Source organism: Streptomyces griseus (assembly GCF_900460065.1).
GTDB classification, from domain to species: Bacteria; Actinomycetota; Actinomycetes; order Streptomycetales; family Streptomycetaceae; genus Streptomyces; species Streptomyces griseus.
The window spans coordinates 126,255-147,082 of record NZ_UAVD01000047.1 but is presented as its reverse complement, the minus strand read 5'-3'; the positions used below and the strand labels follow the sequence as shown (position 1 = coordinate 147,082).

At 73.0% G+C, this 20,828-nt stretch carries 20 protein-coding genes; 11 read left to right on the top strand and 9 right to left on the bottom strand.

What is annotated here, in order from left to right; genetic code table 11:
* Positions 1 to 85: 85 nt before the first annotated feature.
* The 3 genes from DTB53_RS31640 to DTB53_RS31630 form a co-directional block, all read right to left on the bottom strand.
* Positions 86 to 1,906, bottom strand: a complete 1,821-nt coding sequence (locus DTB53_RS31640) for an alpha/beta hydrolase (RefSeq protein ID WP_012379684.1) — start codon at positions 1,904 to 1,906, stop codon at positions 86 to 88.
* Positions 1,903 to 2,307, bottom strand: coding sequence for a hypothetical protein (locus DTB53_RS31635; RefSeq protein ID WP_012379685.1), 405 nt, complete (start codon positions 2,305 to 2,307; stop codon positions 1,903 to 1,905). The genes DTB53_RS31640 and DTB53_RS31635 overlap by 4 nt, the downstream gene beginning before the upstream one ends.
* 214 nt (positions 2,308 to 2,521) lie before the next feature.
* The gene (locus tag DTB53_RS31630; protein ID WP_003967261.1) at positions 2,522 to 2,929 is read right to left on the bottom strand and encodes a hypothetical protein; all 408 of its coding nucleotides are present in this window, start codon (positions 2,927 to 2,929) and stop codon (positions 2,522 to 2,524) included.
* Positions 2,930 to 3,304: 375 nt separating this feature from the next.
* On the opposite strand from DTB53_RS31630, the gene DTB53_RS31620 reads away from it, so the two are divergent.
* From DTB53_RS31620 to DTB53_RS31610, 3 genes are all read left to right on the top strand, one after another.
* Positions 3,305 to 4,174: a helix-turn-helix domain-containing protein gene (locus DTB53_RS31620; protein ID WP_012379687.1), complete on the top strand. Its 870-nt coding sequence runs from the start codon at positions 3,305 to 3,307 to the stop codon at positions 4,172 to 4,174.
* Positions 4,149 to 4,955, top strand: a complete 807-nt coding sequence (locus tag DTB53_RS31615) for an SAM-dependent methyltransferase (protein ID WP_042496484.1) — start codon at positions 4,149 to 4,151, stop codon at positions 4,953 to 4,955. The genes DTB53_RS31620 and DTB53_RS31615 overlap by 26 nt, the downstream gene beginning before the upstream one ends.
* An 84-nt stretch (positions 4,956 to 5,039) precedes the next feature.
* Positions 5,040 to 6,545: a helix-turn-helix domain-containing protein gene (locus DTB53_RS31610; protein ID WP_003967264.1), complete on the top strand. Its 1,506-nt coding sequence runs from the start codon at positions 5,040 to 5,042 to the stop codon at positions 6,543 to 6,545.
* A 27-nt stretch (positions 6,546 to 6,572) separates the two neighbouring features.
* Here the strand turns inward: DTB53_RS31610 and DTB53_RS31605 are convergent, their stop codons facing one another.
* Positions 6,573 to 6,902 (bottom strand): nuclear transport factor 2 family protein, encoded by a 330-nt coding sequence (locus tag DTB53_RS31605; RefSeq protein ID WP_003967265.1) that lies wholly within the window; start codon positions 6,900 to 6,902, stop codon positions 6,573 to 6,575.
* 183 nt (positions 6,903 to 7,085) lie between these two features.
* Between DTB53_RS31605 and DTB53_RS31600 the strand changes: the two genes are divergently transcribed.
* Both DTB53_RS31600 and DTB53_RS31595 read left to right on the top strand, forming a co-directional pair.
* Complete coding sequence (locus DTB53_RS31600; protein WP_012379689.1) at positions 7,086 to 7,958, top strand: SDR family oxidoreductase; 873 nt, start codon at positions 7,086 to 7,088, stop codon at positions 7,956 to 7,958.
* Positions 7,959 to 8,083: 125 nt separating this feature from the next.
* Positions 8,084 to 10,183 (top strand): serine/threonine-protein kinase, encoded by a 2,100-nt coding sequence (locus DTB53_RS31595; protein WP_012379690.1) that lies wholly within the window; start codon positions 8,084 to 8,086, stop codon positions 10,181 to 10,183.
* A 254-nt stretch (positions 10,184 to 10,437) separates the two neighbouring features.
* On the opposite strand, the gene DTB53_RS31585 is transcribed toward DTB53_RS31595, so the two are convergent.
* Positions 10,438 to 11,934 (bottom strand): MFS transporter, encoded by a 1,497-nt coding sequence (locus tag DTB53_RS31585; protein WP_042496487.1) that lies wholly within the window; start codon positions 11,932 to 11,934, stop codon positions 10,438 to 10,440.
* Between the two features lie 155 nt (positions 11,935 to 12,089).
* Between DTB53_RS31585 and DTB53_RS31580 the strand changes: the two genes are divergently transcribed.
* A complete protein-coding gene (locus tag DTB53_RS31580) occupies positions 12,090 to 12,566 on the top strand; it encodes a MarR family winged helix-turn-helix transcriptional regulator (protein WP_012379692.1) in 477 nt (158 codons plus the stop codon).
* Positions 12,567 to 12,951: 385 nt separating this feature from the next.
* Here DTB53_RS31580 and DTB53_RS31575 read toward each other — a convergent pair whose 3' ends face one another.
* Positions 12,952 to 13,437 carry an AraC family ligand binding domain-containing protein gene (locus DTB53_RS31575; protein ID WP_012379693.1) on the bottom strand — a complete coding sequence of 162 codons (486 nt, stop codon included), beginning with the start codon at positions 13,435 to 13,437 and terminating at the stop codon, positions 12,952 to 12,954.
* Positions 13,438 to 13,523: 86 nt separating this feature from the next.
* Between DTB53_RS31575 and pip the strand changes: the two genes are divergently transcribed.
* The gene (pip, locus tag DTB53_RS31570) at positions 13,524 to 14,498 is read left to right on the top strand and encodes a prolyl aminopeptidase (protein ID WP_012379694.1); all 975 of its coding nucleotides are present in this window, start codon (positions 13,524 to 13,526) and stop codon (positions 14,496 to 14,498) included.
* Positions 14,499 to 14,631: 133 nt separating this feature from the next.
* Here the strand turns inward: pip and DTB53_RS31565 are convergent, their stop codons facing one another.
* Positions 14,632 to 14,805, bottom strand: a complete 174-nt coding sequence (locus DTB53_RS31565; RefSeq protein ID WP_003967270.1) for a CsbD family protein — start codon at positions 14,803 to 14,805, stop codon at positions 14,632 to 14,634.
* Positions 14,806 to 15,012: 207 nt separating this feature from the next.
* Between DTB53_RS31565 and DTB53_RS31560 the strand changes: the two genes are divergently transcribed.
* The 3 genes from DTB53_RS31560 to DTB53_RS31550 are packed head-to-tail and all read left to right on the top strand — an operon-like array spanning position 15,013 to position 18,594.
* Entirely contained in the window at positions 15,013 to 16,803 is a 1,791-nt protein-coding gene (locus tag DTB53_RS31560; RefSeq protein ID WP_012379695.1) for a bifunctional phosphatase PAP2/diacylglycerol kinase family protein, read from the top strand.
* The gene (locus tag DTB53_RS31555; protein WP_003967272.1) at positions 16,803 to 17,756 is read left to right on the top strand and encodes a YihY/virulence factor BrkB family protein; all 954 of its coding nucleotides are present in this window, start codon (positions 16,803 to 16,805) and stop codon (positions 17,754 to 17,756) included. The genes DTB53_RS31560 and DTB53_RS31555 overlap by 1 nt, the downstream gene beginning before the upstream one ends.
* Position 17,757: 1 nt before the next feature.
* A complete protein-coding gene (locus DTB53_RS31550) occupies positions 17,758 to 18,594 on the top strand; it encodes a phosphatase PAP2 family protein (RefSeq protein ID WP_003967273.1) in 837 nt (278 codons plus the stop codon).
* Here DTB53_RS31550 and DTB53_RS31545 read toward each other — a convergent pair.
* Positions 18,588 to 19,088, bottom strand: a complete 501-nt coding sequence (locus DTB53_RS31545) for a hypothetical protein (protein ID WP_003967274.1) — start codon at positions 19,086 to 19,088, stop codon at positions 18,588 to 18,590. The two genes, DTB53_RS31550 and DTB53_RS31545, sit on opposite strands and share 7 nt — an antisense overlap.
* 262 nt (positions 19,089 to 19,350) lie before the next feature.
* On the opposite strand from DTB53_RS31545, the gene DTB53_RS31540 reads away from it, so the two are divergent.
* A complete protein-coding gene (locus DTB53_RS31540) occupies positions 19,351 to 19,593 on the top strand; it encodes a DUF6411 family protein (RefSeq protein ID WP_003967275.1) in 243 nt (80 codons plus the stop codon).
* Positions 19,594 to 19,695: 102 nt separating this feature from the next.
* Here the strand turns inward: DTB53_RS31540 and DTB53_RS31535 are convergent, their stop codons facing one another.
* Entirely contained in the window at positions 19,696 to 20,685 is a 990-nt protein-coding gene (locus DTB53_RS31535) for an aldo/keto reductase (protein WP_012379696.1), read from the bottom strand.
* Positions 20,686 to 20,828: the final 143 nt, after the last annotated feature.

Sequence of the window (20,828 nt, the reverse complement as noted above, 5' to 3'; positions counted from 1 at the left end):
CCACTGCCCAACAGCCCGCACCCGGCAAGCAGCACGCCGGCTACAGCCACCGAACTGGTGAGGCGAACAGTCCGCGCGATGCGCCTCATCGATGGTTCTCCCTAACGACGCCTTGAGGGCGTCCCCCGACGATGTTGGCAATGTTGTCCGCCGACTTACGATCTCTCCCCGGATCGAAATACTGGGAGTGAGCGTCGAACTTACCGGCCTCGATGATCATCCTGGGTCCGTCGTCGACCGCGAAACGCTGCGCTCCGAACGCCTCACTCGCAGGGTCCTTTCCGAAGTACAGATCGTCATTGCCGATGTCGAAAAGGTCACCTGCCCTTCTCACCCCCTCCGGGCCACCCAGCACCCAGGCGGGACCTGCGGCCAGCGCCGATTCCCCCTTCGTGGGCAGATGAGTGACCGGGTCATTGTCAGCCGCGCCCACGAAGACATGCTCCTTGCCCACGCCGAGTTCCGTCGCCTTCTGCGCGCCCACGCCGGGGCTGCCGAGCAGGATCACATCATCGACGCCCGGAATCCCGCCGGACTCCTTGGCGGCCGTGCCCACGGTGAGCGAGCCGTAGGAGTGTCCGATCGCCGTCACATGCGGGTCCTCGTTCGCATTCGTCGCCGAGAGGCCCGCCATGAACTCGTTGTACGCCGGGGCGCCCCGCTGCGCATCGCCCTTCGACATCACGTCCGCACTCTGCGGGGCGTCGTAGCCCAGCCAGACGATCGAGGCACTGGACGGGTCCACCTCCCTGGCGCCAAGCGCCGTGTCCTCGGCCCGCTTCATCGTCCCCGTGACGAATTCACCGTCGAGCTTCGTGCCGAGCCCCGGAACGTACGCCGCGACATGCCGGGAGGCATCGGGGTTCCCGTACGAGACGATCGCGCGGCCGTTGCCCTCGTCTCCGACGCCCAGGAGGAACATCGGCGGGTGGCTCGACTCGCCGAGCTTGTCCTGAATCATGCGGAGGGCGTCGAGCTTGGTCTTCGCCTCGTCGCCGCCCCGCCGGGCCAAGTCGTCGATGAGGGCCGGCAGGTAGTTCCGGTTCGCCTGGTCGCGGGCGAGCACCGGGATGCCGTCCAGGTCGCCGATCAGGTCGGGGGCGACCTGGATGTACTCCTGTCGCTGTTCGTCGGTCAACCCGTCCCACCACTTCTTGCGCTCGGCAGGGCTCTTGTCCTGCGGGATGCCTTCGGCGAGGTGCGTGCCCGCGGTGGAGCGGACGTCTGCGGTGTCCCGGAAGACGTCCTTCAGCGTGGCCGCCGTGACATCGAGGCCCTTCTCGGCCCTCAGGCCGTCGAGGGTCTTCGCGTACCGAGCGTCGATCTCCCGTGCGGACCGCACGGCGCGGGCGATACGGTCGGCCACGTCCTGGGCCTTCTCCGCGTTCGGGTTGACCGGCCTGAAAGCTGCGTAGCCGGGACGGAGCGACTGCTGCCCGGCCGGGCCGAGGACCGGCGGTTCCAGCGGGAGGCGGGAGCTGCCCGTCGAGGTCCCGCCCCGCGCCTCCCGCGTCGCCCCGGTCAGGTCGTCGACCTGGAGGGCCGGGTAGCTGACGGAGCCGTCCTCGTGAACCGTGAAGTTCAGGGATGCCGCGTCCTCAAGGGCCTGTTTCAACTGGTTCTGGGGGCCGATCAGGTCCCCTGCGAGTCCGTTGAGGGCCGTGCGGACCAGCCCGCACTCGGTCTGCACGTACTGGAAGTTGCGGCTGAGGCGCCGCAGCCTCCCGAGAGCCGCTTCGGCCGCATCGCTCTCCTGGGTCTCGCGGAGCTTCGCGGACATCGCACGGTCGACCTGTGCCCGGTCGGCAGCGGAACGGCCGGAGACCTCGTGCCACGGGTCGCCTGCCCGGGTGAGCTCGGAGACCTTGAGGTCGCGCAGCGCCTGCCAGGTGAGGGACCCGGTCATCGCTCCCCATCCGCCGGGCCGGGGACGTGGACGCCCCTGACGGACGACGTGACCGCGGTCTCCGACTCGCCCATCTCCCTGGCGACCGTCAGCAGGTTCCCCTTGAGCTGCTCGCACTCGTCCCGTACCGCGCGAAGGCGTTCCTCCCATGAGGTCAGCACGCCCTTGAGGGCCGCGACCGAGCTGAGGCCGACGGCCCCCGCCGCCACGCCCTCGTGGCCGCGCCCGAGCGCCGACCTGCTCGTCTCCGCCCTGGTACGTAACTCGCCCGCGGAGCCGGAAGCACTGGTCCAGGGGCCCTTGCTGTACGTGAGCCTTCCCGCCCCGCCCGCACCGGCCCCGGGGTCGCCGGACGCCGAGGCACGCCGCATCGCGGGCCCCTCGCCAGTCGGCCCGAACATGTCCTGCCAGCGTTCCGCATCGAACACGACACTCCCCGTCTGCCCGCGTTCCCCTTCAGGACCTTGAGAGGCTAACGCAGAGTGTCCATGCGCATGCTATCGGTGACGGGTTCCGGACACGTAAACGGCTGGGCATCATGCCGGTCAGGCGTTCGCGCTTGCGCGTGCACCGTCTTCTGCCGGCTCCACACGGCCGGTCGCCGGATGAACCCGGTCAGCCCTCCTGGTCCGGGGCGGTGGACCGTACCAGGGAGACGGGCTCCGTCTGCTGGTTGGAGGCGGAGACACGGGTGGTGTGGCGGGTGAGGCGCAGCCCCATGGCCGTGAGGACGTCCGTGTCGTAGAGCGCGCACAGCAGCGCGGCCGCGGCCGGCAGCGACAGCGGGGTGGCCGGATTGTGCCCCAGCAGAGCGGCCGTGTCCGGGTCGTTGAGGGCGGCCTGCCCGGCGTGGGCGAGTACCTGGCGGGGGTCTTCGACGATCAGCTCGTCGATCTGGATGCGCTGGGCCCGGACGCGCAGGTCGAGCGGGCGGGCCGGGGCGGGCCGCTGGATCCCGACGACGGACCGGAGCTTCGGGTGGGCCGGGCCGTTCAGGTGGGTCAGGTGGGTCAGGTTGTTCATGCGGTGGGCTCCAGAGAACGGGCCGCCGGAACGACGGTTCGCGGAACGGCAGTGCACGGAACGGCTGGGGCTGGGGCTGGGGTGGGGGCCGGGGCGGGGGCCGGGGTGGAGGCGCGAGCGGGGCCGAGGCCGGGGCGGGGGGCGGGAACTGCTGGGGCGGAGGAGGGGGGCGGGCTGAGCACGGCACCGGCGGTGGGACAAGATCGGTCCGGTCTGACCGAGTTGGCGTGAGGTGGAGTCGGACATGCTTACCTTGGGAGCGCCGTGCGACCGTCGCAAGGTGCGCTGTGTGCACTGTGCGCAGACTGCGCGGAATGTCGGATAGATCGAGCCGAAACGTGACCTGGGCGGGACCGGTCGGGGGAGGGGAGAGGCGTGGCGCGCGAGAGGTCGGGGCGTACGGCGCGGCATCTGGTCCTGGTGGCCCGCCTGCGGCGACTGCGGGAAGGCGCCGGACTCTCCGTCTCCCAGGCCGCCACGCAACTGGGGTGGCATCCCACGACGTTGCGGCGGCTGGAACAGGCGCAGACCTCCCTCGACGTGGGCCAGGTGTCCGCCCTGCTCGCCGCCTACGGGGCGAGCGCGGCGGAGGCCGACGACATCATGGGGCGGCTCAACGCGGCCAACCTGCCCGGCTGGTGGCATCCCTGGCGCGACGCGATGGCACCCTGGCTGATGGACCTGATGAGCGTGGAGTCCGCGGCCGGCGTCGTACGCACCTGGGACCCGGCACTGGTGCCGCTGCTGCTGCGGACCCCGGCCTACGCGATGGCGGTGGACGAGATCAGGTGCCCCGACCGGGACGCGGCCGGGCGGCGACGCCGGGCGGACTTCCTGGTCGAGCGTCAGAAACGGCTCCAGGAACAGCAGACCCGGCTCTGGGCCGTACTGCCCGTCACCGCGCTGCGCGTCCGCGTGGGCGGCGACGACGTGATGCGTGAGCAGCTCAGACGGATCCGACAGCTTGCGGAGCGCGGTGATGTGACGGTGCAGCTGCACCCCGAGTACGCGCCCCCGCACCCGCTGACCGGGGTCCCGGCGCTGACCCTCTACCGGGTGGAGATCCGGGAGATCGCGGACCATGTGGTGCGGGAGGGCGGGCTCCCCGGCACGGCGGAGGTGTGGGACAGCCCCCACCCCGTGCAGACGTATCAGGGAATGCTGGACGTGTCGTGCGTGATGGCGATGCGGCCGGCCCGAACAGGAGAGGTGTTACAGGATGAGTACGACCGGAAATGGGCCTGAACTGCCCGCGCAGATCGACACGAGCGTCGCGCACTCCGCACGTGTCTGGAACTACTGGCTCGGCGGCAAGGACAACTTCCCGGCGGACCGGTCGGCGGGCGACGCCTACCGCGAGAAGTACCCGCTGATCGAGACGTTCGCGAAGGAGTCGCGGGACTTCCTCCGCCGTACGGTCACCCACCTCGCCCGGGACGCCGGAATCCGCCAGTTCCTCGACGTGGGCGCCGGGTTGCCCACCGCGAACAACACGCACGAGGTCGCCCAGCGGATAGCGCCGGACGCCCGGATCGTCTACGTGGACCACGACCCCCTGGTGCTCCTGCACGTCCACGCCCTGCTGACCAGCACCCCCGAGGGAGCCACCGCCTACGTCGAGGCGGACATGCGCGACACCGAGACCGTGCTCACCGGGGCGGCCAAGACCCTGGACCTCACACAGCCCGTCGCCCTCGTCATCAGTGACGTCCTCGGGCACATCGTGGACTGGGACGACGCCCTCTCCCTGGTGCGGCGGCTGGTGGACCGGCTGCCGTCCGGCAGCTACCTCTCGCTCAGCCACTCCACCGCGTCCGACGAAGCCCACCGTGCCGTCCAGGACGAGTACAACGCGAGCGGCGCGATCCCGTACATCTTCCGGGAGCCGGAGACCACGATCGCGTTCTTCGACGGGCTGGAGATGGTGGAGCCGGGCATGGTGTCCTGGCCGAACTGGCGGCCCGACGCCAACACCGGCACCACCACGGCCCGGGCCGGGTGGGGCGCCGTCGCCCGCATTCCCTGATCGACACCGGCCCACATCCGCAACTGCCGCGCCGCGCACGGCACTTTCCCGCGCGCGGCGCGCACGGCCCGCAGAGGCTCGCCCATGAGCAGCACAGGCACGACCGACCACGGGGCCACCGGCCCAGGGGGTGCCCGGCACGGGCGGGAGACGGCGGACCGGCTGCTGCGGGCCGCGACCCGCTCCGGGGCCCACCTGATCGCCGAGGCCGCGTCGCTGGTCCAGGGGTGGGCGGTACTGGCCGACCCCATCGCCGGGGCCGTCTACAGCACCCCCGCCGCCGCCGCGGCCGACGGCGTGCACGCGGCAGCCGCGCCGCTGGAGCACCCGCACTGCACGCAACGGCCGGCGGCCGGAGCCGTCCTCGTCGTGGCCCCGGCGCCCACCGTGCCCGCGGGGCACGCCTGCCACGTCGCCACGACCACCGCGGCCCTCCTGGAGGTGCGCGGCCAGCGGGCCGCGGAGCTGCGGGGCGAGCAGATGCGGCTGCACACCACCCTCATCCGGCTGCTGCTGGCGGGCCACACCGACGCCGTCACCGAGACCCTCGGCGGGGACCGGCTCACGCACGTCACGGTCTACCGGCTCTCCGGCGCCGACCTGCCCGCCGCCCACGAGGTGCTCTGGCGGGCCGTGCGCCCCTCCATCGCCCCGCACGCCGACGCCTGCACCCTGATCGGCCGGCCGGACGGCGAGCTGGTCGTCGCCGAGCTCCACCAGGGCGGCGACGACGGGCGGATCCTGCGCCTGGTCTCCCGGCTGAGCGAGCGGCACCACCTGCTCGCGGGCATGGCCGGGCCGCTGCCCCTGGCCGAGATGCCCACCGCCCACAGCGACGCCGCCGCCGCCCGGCACAGCGCCACCCCCGACTGCCGGATCGTCCCCGCCGACGCCGTGGGCACCTCGCGCCTCGCCCCGCTCCTGCCCACCGCCCCGTACGCCCGGTGGGCGGGGTCCGTGCTGCGCCCGCTGTCCCCGGCCCACCAGCACCTGTTGCTGGTCTGGCTCCGCACCGGCAGCAAGCCGCGGGCCGCCGCCGCGCTCGGCCTGTCCCCCGGCACCGTCCGGGCCCGGATACGCGAGCTGTCCCGGCTGCTCGACGCGGATCTGGAGGACGCCACCGTGCGGGCGCATCTGCTGCTCGCCCTCCGCGCCCCGGCCCCCGACGCCGAGGGGGCCGGGACCGACTCCGTCCACAGCGGTGGCGGTGGCAGCGGTGGCAGCGGCGACCGTCCGGGCGCACCGGCCGGGCCGGCCCGGCTGGAGTCCCTCCCGGACGACCTCCTGGACACCGAGGCGGCCCGGAACTGGGCCGTCGGGCTCGTCGGCGGTCTGGAGCCGCATCTGCGGATCGCCCTGGCCTGCTGGCTGCGCCACCACGCCCGGACCGCCCCCGCCGCGGCCGAACTGCACGTCCACCGCACCACCCTGGCCGGCTGGCTCACCCAGTGCGCCGACCACCTGGCGCGCAATCTCGCCGACGCCACCGTGCGGGCCGAGGTCCACCTCGCGCTGAAGGCCACCCGGAACGGTCCCGACGACCCGACGGCCCTCCCCCGGCGCGGTGGCCGCACCTACCGCCGCCTGTGACCGGAAGCGGGCGGGCGGCGCCCGTCCTCAGGACGGCGCCTGGCCCGTCTCGAAGCGGCTGACGCGGTCGCCGGCGACCGTGAAGATCCAGCGGGTCCGCATCGTGCCCCAGGTGTCGTTGGTGTAGTCGACGACGAGGGTGCGGCCGTCGTCGGAGGCGTCCACGACCTTCATGCGGCCGTTGGCCTCCGGGGAGAAGACCTCCTTCTCCGTCCAGGCCGCCAGGTCCCGTTCGCTGCCGTCGTCGGACATGGTGGCGTCCTCGGTGAGAACATCGGCGAAGAAGGCGTCCCTGTCGCCCGCGTTCACCGCGGCGACGAACTTCTCCACTACCGGGTCGCTGATCGATGAGGTCATCGTCTTCCTCCTCGGCGCGTCCGGGAACGGACGTCCCGGAGATCCTCACCGAGTCTCTGTCGGCACGCCCGCCACCGCATGTCGGGCGGCCCGCCCCGCAGGTCAGCGTGGGCGCGACGACACCGTCCCGGCTGTCCGGAAACGCCATTGACGCGACCCGTACGGGTCACGAAGGATCACCGCGTGACGAACACCGAGCAGCGCCCGCCCGCCTCCGGACCCGACCGTCCCATCGCCCTCATCACCGGCGTCGGCCGCAGCATCGGCATCGGCGCGGGCATCGCGCGGCGGCTGGCGGCCACCGGCTGGGACGTCGCCTTCACCTACTGGACGCCGTACGACCGCCGCATGGAGTGGGGCGCCGAACCGGGGGCCGCCGCGTCCATCGAGAAGGAACTGGCGGAGGCCGGGGCCCGTACGGCGGCGATCGAGGCGGACCTGACCGACCCCGACGCGCCGACGCGCATCTTCGACGAGGCGGAACAGCGCCTCGGCGGACAGGTGACCGCGCTCGTCCTCTCGCACGCGGAGTCGGTGGACTCGGGGCTGCTGGACACCACCGTGGAGGCCTTCGACCGGCACTTCGCGGTGAACTCCCGGGCCAGCTGGCTGCTGATCCGGGAGTACGGTCTGCGCTTCCGCGGCGCTCCCGGCACCACGAAGGACACCACGCCCGGCACCACGCCCGACACCACGCCCAGCCCCACGCCCGGCACCGCGCCCGGCACCGCGACGGGCCGGATCGTCGCGCTCACCAGCGACCACACCGTGGGCAACCTCCCCTACGGGGCGAGCAAGGGCGCCCTGGACCGCATCACCCTGGCCGCCGCGCACGAGCTGGCCCACCTCGGGGTGACCGCGAACGTCGTCAACCCCGGCCCGGTGGACACCGGCTGGATGAACGACGAGCTGCGCGAGACGCTGGTGCGGGGCACCCCGCTCGGCCGGCTCGGCACGCCGCTGGACACCGCCCACCTGGTGGGGTTCCTGTGCTCCCCCGAAGGCCAGTGGGTCAACGGCCAGTTGCTGAAGAGCAACGGCGGCGCGGCTTCGTAGGCCGTGTCCGCGGCCCCGATCCGCACCGCCGGCCGCCGGGACGCGAACCGGTACCTCACGTCCGTGCGTCCGAGCAGGACGTAACGTCTAATCTGGCGTGGTCCATGTAGTGCACAGGGGGTCGTATGCACAACGATGACAGGGCCGGCAGAACGGGCGACGGGGCCAGGGGTCCCGAGGACCGCCGGCCGGGCGACGACCCCCGGCGGCCGGACGCCGTGGCACCGCGGGTGTGGCCGAGCACCCCGCCGGCGCACGGCGCTCCGCCCTCCCCCCGGACCGTGATCGACGGCCGCTACGAGCTGCTGGAGCCGATCGGCAGCGGCGGGATGGGCGAGGTCTTCAAGGCCCACGACCGGCGGCTGCGCCGGTTCGTCGCCGTGAAGGGCCTGCTCGACCGGAACGCGATGACCGCCGCCACGCAGGCGGCGGCGCTGCAACGGGCGCGGCGCGAGGCGGAGGCCATCGCCAAGATCGAGCACCAGAACGTGGTGACGGTCCACGACCAGGTCGAGACCGACAACCAGGTCTGGATCGTGATGAAGCTCCTCGAAGCGAAGTCCCTGGGCGAGCTGTTGAGCGGCGACGGGGTCCTCGCCGTGCCGAAGGCGGCGAACATCGGCCTCCAGGTCGTGCAGGGCCTGCGAGCGGTCCACGCCGCATCGGTCGTCCACCGCGACGTGAAGCCGGGCAACGTCCTGGTCCGCGACGACGGCCTCGCGATCCTGGTGGACTTCGGAATCGCCACCTTCGAGGGCGCGGACCGGGTGACCCGGTCCGGAAGCGTCATCGGGACCTCCTCCTACCTGGCACCCGAACTGTTCGCCCCCGGCTCCCCCGGCCCCACCCCCGCCTCCGACCTGTGGGCGCTGGGGATCACCCTGTACGAGATGGTCGAGGGCCGCGTGCCCTTCGCCGGGCACGAGGTCTGGGAGGTCCAGGAGAACATCCGGCAGTCCCCCGACCCGGTCCTCCGCTACGCGGGGCCCCTCGCCCCGGTCATCCAGGGGCTGTTGATCACGGACCCGCGGGAGCGCCTGGACGCCGCCACCGCGGAGGCGATGCTCCGCGAGGTGCTCGGGGACCCCGCCGCGCCGAACGCGGCCCGGGCCGCCGCCGCGGCGACGCACCCGCCGACGGCCGTCTCCACGCCGAACCCCTCCACCCCGAACCCCTCGGCGCCCGCGCCCGCTCCGGTGCCCGCGCCCGGCCCCGCCGCCCCTCCGCCCGCCCCGGCGCCCGCCGCGGCCGGGCCGCCCGGCCGGCACCGGGGCTGGAAGACGGCCGCGGCGGTGGTGTGCGTGGCGCTGCTGGCCGGTGCGGGGTGGCTGGTCTCCCGGGGCGGCGGCGAGAGCGGCGGGGACGGCGGCGACCGGGCGGGCTCGGTGCGGGGTCCGGGTGACGGTGAGGGCGCCGCGGGCAGCGGCAGCCAGGAGCGGTGGAAGGACACCCACGACACCCTGAGGATCGGCGTCAAGGACGACCAGCCCGGGCTGAGCAAGTTCGACAAGAAGACGCGCACGTACCGGGGTTACGATGTCGACCTGGCGTACGCGATCGCCGAGAGCATGGGCTACGGCAAGGGCGAGGTCTCCTTCACCACGGTGGCCACGGACTACCGGAGCACCGCGCTGAAGACCAAGCAGGTGGACCTGGTCATCGCGTCGTACAGCATCACCGACGACCGCAAGACCGCCTCGCCCGGCGGCTACAGCGTCGACTTCGCGGGGCCGTACTACGACGCGAGCCGGAGCTTCCTGGTCCGCGAGAAGTCGAGCAAGTACACGATCAACGACTCCAGCGACCTGGTGGACCTGCGCGTCGAGGTGTGCACGGCGCGGGAGTCGACGTACGAGACGGAGCTGCCGAAGCGGGGCTTCACCATGGCGAAGTCGCAGCCCAACACCTACCAGGACTGTCTGGACAAGCTGCTGGACCCGAAGTCCGACGTGTACGCGGTGGCCTCGGACGACATCATTCTCGCCGGGTACGTGAAGGCCAACCCGGGCAAGGTGCGGCAGTTGGAGCCCATCAACGGTGCGGAGGGCTACGGCGTGGCGATGCGGCCCAAGAGCACGCTCCTGAAGGGCGAGGTGTGCTCGGCGCTCCGGACGATCCTGGCCGGCCGGATCTGGGAGGACATGTACAAGGAGAACCTGGCCGATCTGGTGGGCCGAAAGAACCCGCCGGGCCGCCCGGACCTGACGGAGTGCGAGGGGTTCTGAGGCGGGCTCGGCGCGGCCGGCGCACCGGGCCCCATCCCGCACGGCACCGCCCCATCCCGCACGGCCCTGCCCCGGGACCGTGCTGGTAGTTCCGGCTGACCGCGCCGGCGACGGCGCCCGCGGCCGTGGTCGCGGTGGAGCGGAGGTTCGCGCCGCGGACGGCGAAGCTGCCGTCACGGCTGCAGCGGGCGAAGGCGACGAGCATGGTGGGCAGGGAGACGAGCAAGGAGAGGCTCCCAGCGGTCTTGACGTCCTCACCGAGGAGCAACACGGCCGTGGCCGTCGGCAGTCGCTTCGGGGGTGATGCCGTGCTGTTCGTCTTCGGGGCGGCCCTTCTTCGGCAGCAGGAAGGTGATCGCCAGGAAGACCACCAGCAGGCATGCCTGGACGATCAGCGCACGGTGGAAGCCGCCGGTGAAGTCACCGGTCTCGGCCTGGGCGAAGAACACCGAGCCGAAGACCGCGACGCCGATGGAGCCGCCGACCGCCTGGACCGCCGACAGGACACCGGAGGCGGATCCGATCTCGTCGTCGTCGACCGCGGCAAGGATGAAACTGAACAGGGCGGCGATCACCATGCCGGCGCCGATGCCCGACACCGTCGTGCCCGGGACGATGTCCCAGATCGAGAACGAGGCGGAGTCGAGGCCGTCGAGCTCGAACCACAGCACGGCCGCGCCGGCCAGCTGGACCAGCGGTCCGATCTGGAGCACCTTGCGGCCGATCTTGTCGGCGAGGAACGCGCCGCTGATGGCACCGCCTATCGCGGTTCCCACGGCGAGGGGCAGGTTGCCGAGTCCCGCGTCACCCGCGGTGAAGTGCTGGCCGATCTGGAGGAACAGGGTCAGGACGAGCTGGGTGCCGATGAGTCCACCGAAGAACAGGGAGATGCCGCCGAGCCCGACTGTGAAGGCGGGCTTGCGCAGCAGGCCCGGGGTCACCAGCGGCTCGCGGCCCGCGGCGGCGGTGCGGCGCTGTTGGAGGGTGAAGAGGGCGAACCCGATGGCCGAGGCGGCCATGGACAGCCACGTCCACAGCGGCCAGCCCTCTTCCTGTCCCTGGTTGAGTGGCAGCACCAGCAGGGCGCAGGACGCCACGACCAGGGCGGCGCCGGTCATGTCGACCCGGACCGTGCGGTCGCCCGTCTTCTTCGGCACGAATGTCGCGGCGATGATCAGTGCCGCGATGCCGATGGGCAGGTTGATCAGGAATACCGAGCGCCAGCCCAGGCCGAAGAAGTCGCCCTCGATGAGGAAGCCGCCCAGGACCGGGCCGATGATGCCGCCCAGACCGAGGACGGGTCCGAAGATCGCGAAGACCTTGGTGAGCTCGGGGCCGGAGAAGTTCTCCCGCAGCAGGCCCAGCCCCTGGGGCAGCAGCATCGCTCCGGCGGTGCCCTGCAGCAGGCGGAAGGCGATCAGCGACTCGATGTTCGGCGCGATCGCGCACAGCAGCGAGGCCGCGGTGAAGGACGCGAGTCCGATCAGGAACATCCGGCGCCGGCCGTAGCGGTCGCCGAGCCGGCCGCCGAGCACCAGCCCGGCACCCAGAGTGAGGGCGTAGCCGCCGATCACCCACTGCAGTCCGACGGAACCGGCACCGAGGGATCTCTCCAGGTCCGGTCCGGCGACGTTGACGATCGAGGCGTCCAGGAGGTCCATGATCTCCGCGACGATCATCACCACCAGGATCAGCCAGCGCCACCGATAGGGCTCGGTCGTCTGGTCAGGAGTGGGGGACGGGTCACGCACGTCAGATACCTCCATCGTGAAGTAATTCCACCATGAAGGTAAAGTGGTGGCGGTAGGTTGTCAAAGCCGGGTGCGTGGATCGCGTGGCAGGAGAGAAGGGCGAAGGCGTGGAGGAAGCAGTGCGCGACGGCGTCGCGGAGCACCGGGAGCAATTGATGGAGTCGCTGAGGATCTACGGCGGCCACTACGCCGAGCTCAGCCGGCGCTTCGCCGCCTGGCTGGGCCTGCACTCCACAGACGCGACCGCGGTCCTGGAGATCGCCGCCGCCGAGGAGCGCGGCACCCCCCTGTCACCGGCGCGGCTGAGCGAACGGATCTCCCTGTCCACCGGCGCCACCACCGCACTCCTGAACCGCCTCGAAGCGGCGGGACACATCACGCGGGCCCGCGAGCACTCCGACCGGCGCATCGTCACACTGCGCAGCGGCGGGCACGTCCAGGAACGGGCGGACGAGTTCTTCGGCCCGCTCGCCCACCGCCTCGACTCAACGATGTCGCACTACCCGCCCCGGTTCCTGGAACAGGTCGAAGCGTTCATGGCCGACCTGAACACCACCATGGACAGCCACCTCACGGAACAGGACGCGGTGACACCGGGCACCCCCCGCACTCCTGATGGACGAACTCCCTGACCGGCTTGCTCCCCGCCGCCCAGCCGGCTGCTCCTCACCCGCTCGTCCTCTCGGCAGGCGGAACTCCGCGCCGCCCAGGCCGATCGTCCCGCCCAGCACGCCGATCGCGGCACCGGCGCCGAAGACGACGGGTGCAGAGTGCGCCCGGCGGACCGGGGTGAGGCCCTGTCAGTGGTCATGACGGGCGTCCACACTGGTGGCGGCCCCTGACCGCTGCGGCGGGACCTCACCTTCGGGGGATGGCACTGGTCGTCTGCTCGGGGTTTGTCCGGACCCTCGCGCGTCATCGTGTTCATGAGGTCACCGCTCACACCGGTGTAGAGCGCGGTCGCCGAGGCGTACCGATGGCCCACCCGCCCCTGGACGAACGCCGGACCGGAACCGCTCAGCGCTCGGGGAACCGCTCCCCGCACCGCGAGCAGAACACCGGTGCGGGGTCCTGCGACAGCCGCCCGCACTCCGGGCAGACCCGGTCCAGCATGCAGGGCCCCTCGCCGCCCTCGTACGCCCCGGCCGGCGGCTTGATCGCGAGGCCGGGGCGGCGGCGGTGGACGGTGAGGTAGGTGAGCCCGTCCGGCCCGGCGGCCAGCGCCCGCCGTGACGTACGGGGCAGCCAGAGGACCGTGCCGGGCCCGAGGGGCAGATCGCGGCCCCCCGCCCTGGCGCTCCCGGCCCCCGCCAGCACGACGAGAAGCACGTCGAGCACGTCCTCCTGATGCTCACCGACCTCGGCGCCGGGCGGCAGCCGCACCAGATTGGCGTCCAACTCCCGCCCCTGCTCGGCCAGATGCCACAGCGCACCGCGCTCGTCGGGAGCGGCGGCGGCCAGAAGATCTCCGATGACGGCGAGGACCCGGGGAGCGGCGTTCATGGGCAGACCGTACGGGACGCCCCGGGCCGTCGCACCCACGTAGAGTGGCCCACCGCCCAACCGCCGCACCGAGAGGAACCCACGCCGTGGACCGCGAACCGGACTCCCTCTACCCTCCGATCGAACCGTACGGGGCGGGCATGCTGGACGTCGGCGACGGCAACCACGTGTACTGGGAGGTGTGCGGCAACCCGGACGGCAAGCCGGCCCTCGTGGTGCACGGCGGCCCCGGGTCCGGCTCCACACCCCGCTCCCGTCAGTTCTTCGACCCGGACCTCTACCGGGTGGTCCTCTTCGACCAGCGGGGCTGCGGCCGTTCCACCCCGCACGCGAGCGACCCGGCGACGGACATGTCGCACAACACCACGGCCCACCTGGTCGCCGACATGGAACGCCTGCGGGAGCACCTCGGCATCGACACGTGGCTGTTGTACGGCGGTTCCTGGGGCTCGACCCTGATCCTGGCGTACGCCGAGGAGCACCCGGAGCGGGTCACGGAGGCGGTGATTCCGGCGGTGACGACGACCCGCCGCAGCGAGATCGACTGGCTCTACCGAGGAGTCGGGCACCTCTTCCCCGAGGCCTGGGACGCCTTCCGCGCGGGCGTCCCCGAGGCCGGCGACCCGACCGGCCTGGTCGCGGCGTACGCCCGCCGCATGGAGAGTGAGGACGCCGCCGTACGGGAGAAGGCGACGGCGGACTGGTGCGCCTGGGAGGACGCGGTCGTCTCGATGGAGGCGCACCAGGGCCCGCCCCCGTACAGCGGCCGCCCGGACCGCGAGCAGCAGGCGCTCGTCCGGATCTGCTCCCACTACTTCGCCCACGGGGCCTGGCTGGAGGAGGGCCGGCTCCTCGCCCGCGCCCACCGCCTCGCCGGCATCCCCGGAGCCCTGATCCACGGCCGCTTCGACCTCGCCGGCCCGCTGGTCACCGCCTGGGAGCTGGATCGCGCCTGGCCGGACGCCGAGCTGACGGTCATCGACAACGCGGGCCACATGGGGGGCACGGAGACCCGCCGGGCGGTGCTGCGGGCGCTGGACGGGTTCGCGGGGAAGGGCTGACGACCGCCCCGCCCTCGCCCGCGCTCCGGCCCCGCGAACCCGGGAAGCGCCGGGAGGGGCGCGGCACGACACGACAGGGCCCCGCCGGAGGGGGAAGCTCCGCGGGGCCCGATGTCATCGCACGGTGACGCCGTCAGTCGGTCAAGGTGTCCTTGATCTTCTCCTTGGCCTGACGGGCATCGCCCTTGGCCTGCTCGGCCCTGCCCTCGGCCGTGAGGCGCTCGTTGCCGACGGCGCGCCCGGCGACTTCCTTCATCTTGCCCTTGGCCTGCTCGGTCTTGGCCCGGCTCTTCTCGTCGGCGGCCATGTCACTCACCTCTCGTTGAGCTCGGCGTTGCGGTCCCCCACCGCCTGACCCCCACGGCGCCGTTCAAACATGCCGCCCGGCGCCCGGCCCGCGGCGACCGCCGGGACGGCCCAGGTCTGACCCGCGCGCGGCAGGGCATACGGCGTAGCGCCGGGAGAACAGGCTCCCGCGGTACCGCCGCACGGCGGGCAGACGTGGGGGGACCAGATGGAGACCACCGTTCCGGAGAGAGGGACCGGCGGGCGAGCGGCCCCCGTCCCACGGCGCCCCGGCCGCTCCCCCGCCCTCTCCAGCGGCATCACGAAGGCGGCGGCCCGGATCGCCGCCTTCGCCGTCTGCCAGGCGGCCCTGGTGGCGGGGGCGGGACTGCTGATCACCGGACCGGCCCGGGGGCTGTGGCCGATGACCGCGGAGGACGCGGCCGTGGAGGCGCTGGAGGACGCCCGCACCGCCACCCTCGACACGGCCTCATCGGTCGCCTCCGCCCTGGGCGACACCGCCACGGTGGTGGGCATCACGCTGCTGGTCTGCCTCGGTCTGGTCCTGGTGCCCCGGCTGCCCCGGTGGCGCGAGGCGGTCTTCCTCGCCGTCGGGGTGTCGCTCCAGTCGGCGGTCTTCGTCCTGATCACCGCATCCGTGGACCGGACGCGTCCGGACGTGGAGCGCATGGACGCCTCACCGCCCACCTCCAGCTACACCTCCGGGCACACCGGGGCGGCCACCGCGCTGTACGCCGGACTCGCCGTCCTGGTCCTGTCCCGGGTCCGGGCCCCGTGGCGCAGGCCGCTGGCGGCGGTCCTGCTGCTTCTTCCGCTCCTCGTCGGGCTGGCGCGGCTCTACCGGGGCATGCACCACCCCACCGACGTGGCCGGCGGACTGGCGAACGGCGCCCTGTCCCTGTTCGTCGTGGGACGCGCCCTGCTCCCCGGCCACTCCTGGGTCGGCCGGCCCCCGGCCGACGCCCTGGGCATCGCCGTGGCGGCCGCCGAACAGCGGCCCGCCCCGGCGCGGAGGCAGGCGACCGTCATCGTCAACCCGACGGTGACCGACGAGGCCACCCGGGAGCAGTTGCGCCTGGTCCTCGCCCAGCACGGCTACCGCGACACCCCGTTCGTCGACACCACCGCGCAGGACCCCGGGGGCGGGCAGACGGCCGGGGCCCTGCGCGCGGGGGCCGAGTTGATCGTCGTCTGCGGTGGCGACGGCACGGTCCGTGCGGTCGCGGACGCGCTGGCCGGCACCGGGGTCCCGCTGGTCCTGGTGCCGTCGGGCACCGGCAATCTGCTGGCCCGCAACCTCGGGCTGCCGCTCGGCCCCGCCGACGCCCTGGCGGCCGGGCTGACCGGCGAGCCCCGCGCCCTGGACCTCGGCCGGATCGAGGGGGACGGGTTCCCCGCCGTCCACTTCACGGCGATGGCCGGGGCCGGACTGGACGCGGCCATGCTGGAGGAGACCTCCGACCGTGCCAAGTCGGCCCTGGGCTGGCCCGCGTACGTACTGGCCGGGGCGAAGGGGCTGCGCGCCCCCCGGATGCGGCTGACCGTCACTCTGGACGGCGGCCCGGAGCTGCGCAGGACCGCCCGGATGGTCCTCATCGCCAACATCGGTACGGTCCAGGCGGGCGCGGCGCCGGTGCCCGACGCCAGGCCCGACGACGGGCTGCTGGACCTCGCGGTCTTCGACCCCCGTGGCGCGGGCGGCTGGCTGCGCGCGGCCGGGGTGCTGCTGCGCGGCGGCGGAAGGGGCCGCGGCGCGAAGGGTCCGGGGGCGAACGGTACGGGCCCGGGGGCGTCCGGTCGGGAGACGACCGCGCCCTCCCGCACCGCGGACTCCGCCCGGGGCCCCGTCGAGTTCCACACCTTCCGCCGCGCCGAACTGTCCTTCGCCCGGCCGCAGCCGCGCGAGGTCGACGGGGACCCGGTGGGCCCCGGCCTGCGCCTCGCCGCCGAGGTCAGGCCCGGCGCCCTGACCGTGCTGATGCCCGCCGGGGAGCGCTGATGGGGACGGCGACCCGGGTCCCGGTGACCCGCGACATGAGCGGGGACGAGCTCTCCGGCGACGAGGCGCTGGCGGCCCTGCGCCGGTACGGCCGGTGGCCGCTGGTGCGCGACGCCTTTGTACGCTTCCGCTACGCCGACGGCTTCAGCCACGCCCGCGCGCTGGCCCTCCAGACGATCCTGGCGATCATCCCCCTGGTGATCGCCTTCGTCGGCCTCTCGGCCGAGCTGCACACCGAGAGCGTGGGCAGGCTCGCCGAGCTCACGATCCACGGCATCAGCGAGGGCCCGAGCGCCGAGGTGGTGGACGACGCCCTCGACCGCCACCGGCGGAGCGACGGCGACGGACCCGAGGTCGCCCTCTGGCTGGGACTGGCCTTCTCCCTGGCCAACGTCACCACCGCCATGTGCCAGATCGAGCGGGGGGCCAACCGGATCTACGGGGTGGAGCGGGACCGCGTCTTCCACCACAAGTACCTGCGCGGGCTGGTGATGGCCCTGAGCGCCGGCATCCCGCTCGGCATCGGCTCCGTGATGATGGTGGCCGGCGGAGACCTCGTCGCCGCCGCGGCCTCCGTGTACGGGCTGGGCGACACCGCCCGGGAGACGTTGACCCTGCTGCGCTGGCCGCTGGGTTTCCTGCTCGCGCTGATCTCGGCGAGCGCGATCTTCCGCCGCTCCCCGCGCCGTCGCCAGCCCGGCTACACCTGGCTGGCGTTCGGGGCCGCCGTCTACCTCGTCCTGTGGACGGTGCTGACCTGGCTCCTGAGCCTCTACCTCGGCTTCAGCGGCTCCTTCGACACCGTCTACGGGCCCCTGAGCGCGTTCATGTCGCTGCTGCTGTGGGCCTATCTCACCTCCACAGCCCTCTTCGTGGGGCTGTCCTTCGCCGCCCAACTGGAGGCCGTCCGGGCCCGCAGGCCCGGACCGGTCGCCGCCGACCCCGGAGCATGACGTGCCAGGAACCCTCTCCGAACCCCCCGTCCCGGAACCGCACGGCGCGGGGCCCCGGACCGAGCAGGCCCGGACCCGCCGCGCCGACCGCCGCCTCGGCCTACGCCTGCTGGCGGCGGTCGGGGCGGGCGCGGTCGCGGCGGTGCCGTTCGCCCTGCTCGTGATCCTCGTCGAGGGAACGTGGCCCCCGCTCCAGCGGCTGGACGCCGGTGCGGCCCGACGGCTGCACGAAGTGGCCCTGGAGCACCCGGGGTGGACGGCCACGCTGCGCGTCCTGTCGGACTGGGTGTGGGACCCCGCCACGCTGCGCACGGCCGTCGCCCTGCTCACGGTGTGGCTGCTGTACCGGCGGGCGTGGCGGCTGGCCGCGTGGGCCGCGACCACCGCGATCGGCGGTGCGCTGATCGGGGTGCTCGCCAAGGTCGTGGTCGAGCGGGCCAGGCCCTCGCTCCAGGACCCGGTGGCCGAGGCGCCGGGCTACTCGTTCCCCTCGGGCCACGCGATGACGGCCGCCACCTCGTTCGCCGTCCTCCTGCTGGTGCTGCTGCCGCTGGTGCCGCGCAGGTGGCGGGGGCTGTGCTGGGGAGCGGCGGGGATCTCCGTCCTGGGCGTCGGCTTCACCCGGATCGCGCTCGGCGTGCACTGGTTCAGCGACGTCATCGGCGGATGGCTGCTGGGGGGCGCGGTCGTCGTCCTGACCGGCTGGGCCTTCGAGGCCTGGCGGAGGGACGCCGGCCGCCGCCCCACGGACGCGGCGGAAGGCCTCGAACCCGAGCTGGTGGACGAGCACCCGGAGCCGGAGGCGTACGGCGCCCGGCGCGGGGAGCGGGATCAGTAGCCCTGGCCGACCAGGAAGGAGTCGAACTCCAGCGTCAGTGACCGGGCCTCGGAGAGGTTCGCCTCGCTGTCCCCGTCGACCAGCACGAACGCGCAGACGCCCCGTTCCGTCCGGACGACCCACATGGCGCGGTCCCCCTGGCGCAGCAGCGCGAGCTCCAGGTCCCGTCCGGTGACGGCGTCGGAGACCAGCTCCCGGCTCTCGCGCTGCCAGGGCAGGCCCGCGATCCACAGGCCGCGGGGGTGGACGGCCTCCTCGCACACCGTGCACAGGGCCTCGACGTCGTCCGGCCGCTCCGGGCCCGTGCCGCCGGCCCCCGGGGCGTGCGCCATCGACCGGAAGTACGGCCACCCGTCCGCACCCCCGCGCCCCGCGACGGCGAAGAACCCCGCCTCGGCCGAGAACGCGGCGGCGGCCAGGACCGGTGATCTCTCCTCGCCGAGGGCCAGATGCGTGCGGAGGACTTCGTCCCACTGTTCGGTCACCGGAGACATCGGTGCGTCCTTTCGTCGGCGTCCGCCGGACCGTCGTCGCGGCCTCGGCGCTGGTCGGCCCCGGGCGGCAGTTCCGCTCCCCGGGACCCAGCTACTCCTGCCCGCGTATCTCCCCGTCAGACCGTCTCCGTCCTCCCGCGGAAGGACGCGGCCGACGACCGCCCGAGAACGCCCCGCGACGAATGCCGGGTTCGAAAGCCGTCGGCGGGGCACACGGCGCAGACACCACCGACGAACAACAGCACGATGCAGAGGAGTAGCCATGATCGTCGTAGGAATTGTCGCAGTCTGTGTCGTTCTCGCCGTACTCGCCTTCTTCGTTCCGCGGCTCTCCCGCCACCCGGAGCGCGGTACGCAGCGCACGCTCGGCCTGGGCTCCCGTGCGGGCGGCAAGGCGCCCGGCGTGCTGGGCCGGATCTTCAGCAAGCCGTTCCGCAGCAGCTCCAAGGCCGTGGGCCGGAGCGGCGCGGCCGGCCGACGCACCCGCGGTCACATGCCGTTCTGACAAACCCGGCGAACCGCTCCGGCCGCCGGCACTGCTCCGGCCGCCGGCACACGAAGGGGGGCCACCGTCGCGGTGACGGTGGCCCCCCTTCGCGGTCGGGACCTACCAGGCGAAAGCCTCCGGCGACGGCCCCGGACCCGGGAAGATCTCGTCCAGGCCCGTGAGGACGGCCTCCGGGAGCTCCAGTTCCAGGGCGCGCAGGGCGCTGTCCAGCTGGTCGGCGGTGCGCGGGCCGACGATCGGGCCCGTGATGCCGGGGCGGGTCAGCAGCCAGGCCAGGGCCGCTTCGCCGGGCTCCAGCCCGTGCTTGTCGAGCAGGTCCTCGTACGCCTGGAGCTGGGACCGGGTGGCGGGGTCGGCCAAGGCGTCGGCGGCCCGGCCGGAGGCGCGGCGGCCGCCCTCGGTCGTCTTCCTGATGACGCCGCCCAGCAGGCCGCCGTGCAGCGGCGACCACGGGATGACCCCGAGGCCGTAGTCCCGCGCGGCCGGGATGACCTCCATCTCGGCGCGGCGCTCGACGAGGTTGTAGATGCACTGCTCGCTGACCAGGCCGAGCGAACCGCGCCGGGCGGCCTGCTCGTTGGCCTGGGCGATCTTGTAGCCGGAGAAGTTCGAGGAACCGGCGTAGAGGATCTTGCCCTGCTGGACCAGGACGTCGATCGCCTGCCAGATCTCGTCGAAGGGCGTGTTCCGGTCGACGTGGTGGAACTGGTACAGGTCGATGTGGTCGGTCTGGAGACGCTTGAGCGAGGCGTCGACCGCGCGCCGGATGTTCACGGCGGAGAGCTTGTCGTGGTTCGGCCAGGCATCGCCCTCGGCGGCCATGTTCCCGTACATCTTGGTGGCCAGGACCACCTTGTCCCGCCGGCCGCCGCCCTGGGCGAACCAGGTGCCGATGATCTCCTCGGTGCGGCCCTTGTTCTCGCCCCAGCCGTAGACGTTGGCCGTGTCGAAGAAGTTCAGGCCCGCGCCGAGCGCGGAGTCCATGATGGCGTGGCTGTCCGACTCGTTGGTCTGCGGGCCGAAGTTCATCGTCCCGAGGACGAGCCGGCTGACCTTGAGTCCCGTGCGTCCGAGCTGTGTGTACTTCATGACGCCCCAGCCAACTCCTTCGAGTCCACTCCAGGCAAGCATGTGGCCCGGACGCGCCGTACGGGCGTGGTCGGTCGACGGGCCGCCGGTATCAGCCGCCCAGGGCGCTCCCCACGGCGACGACGACGAACATCAGCACGAGC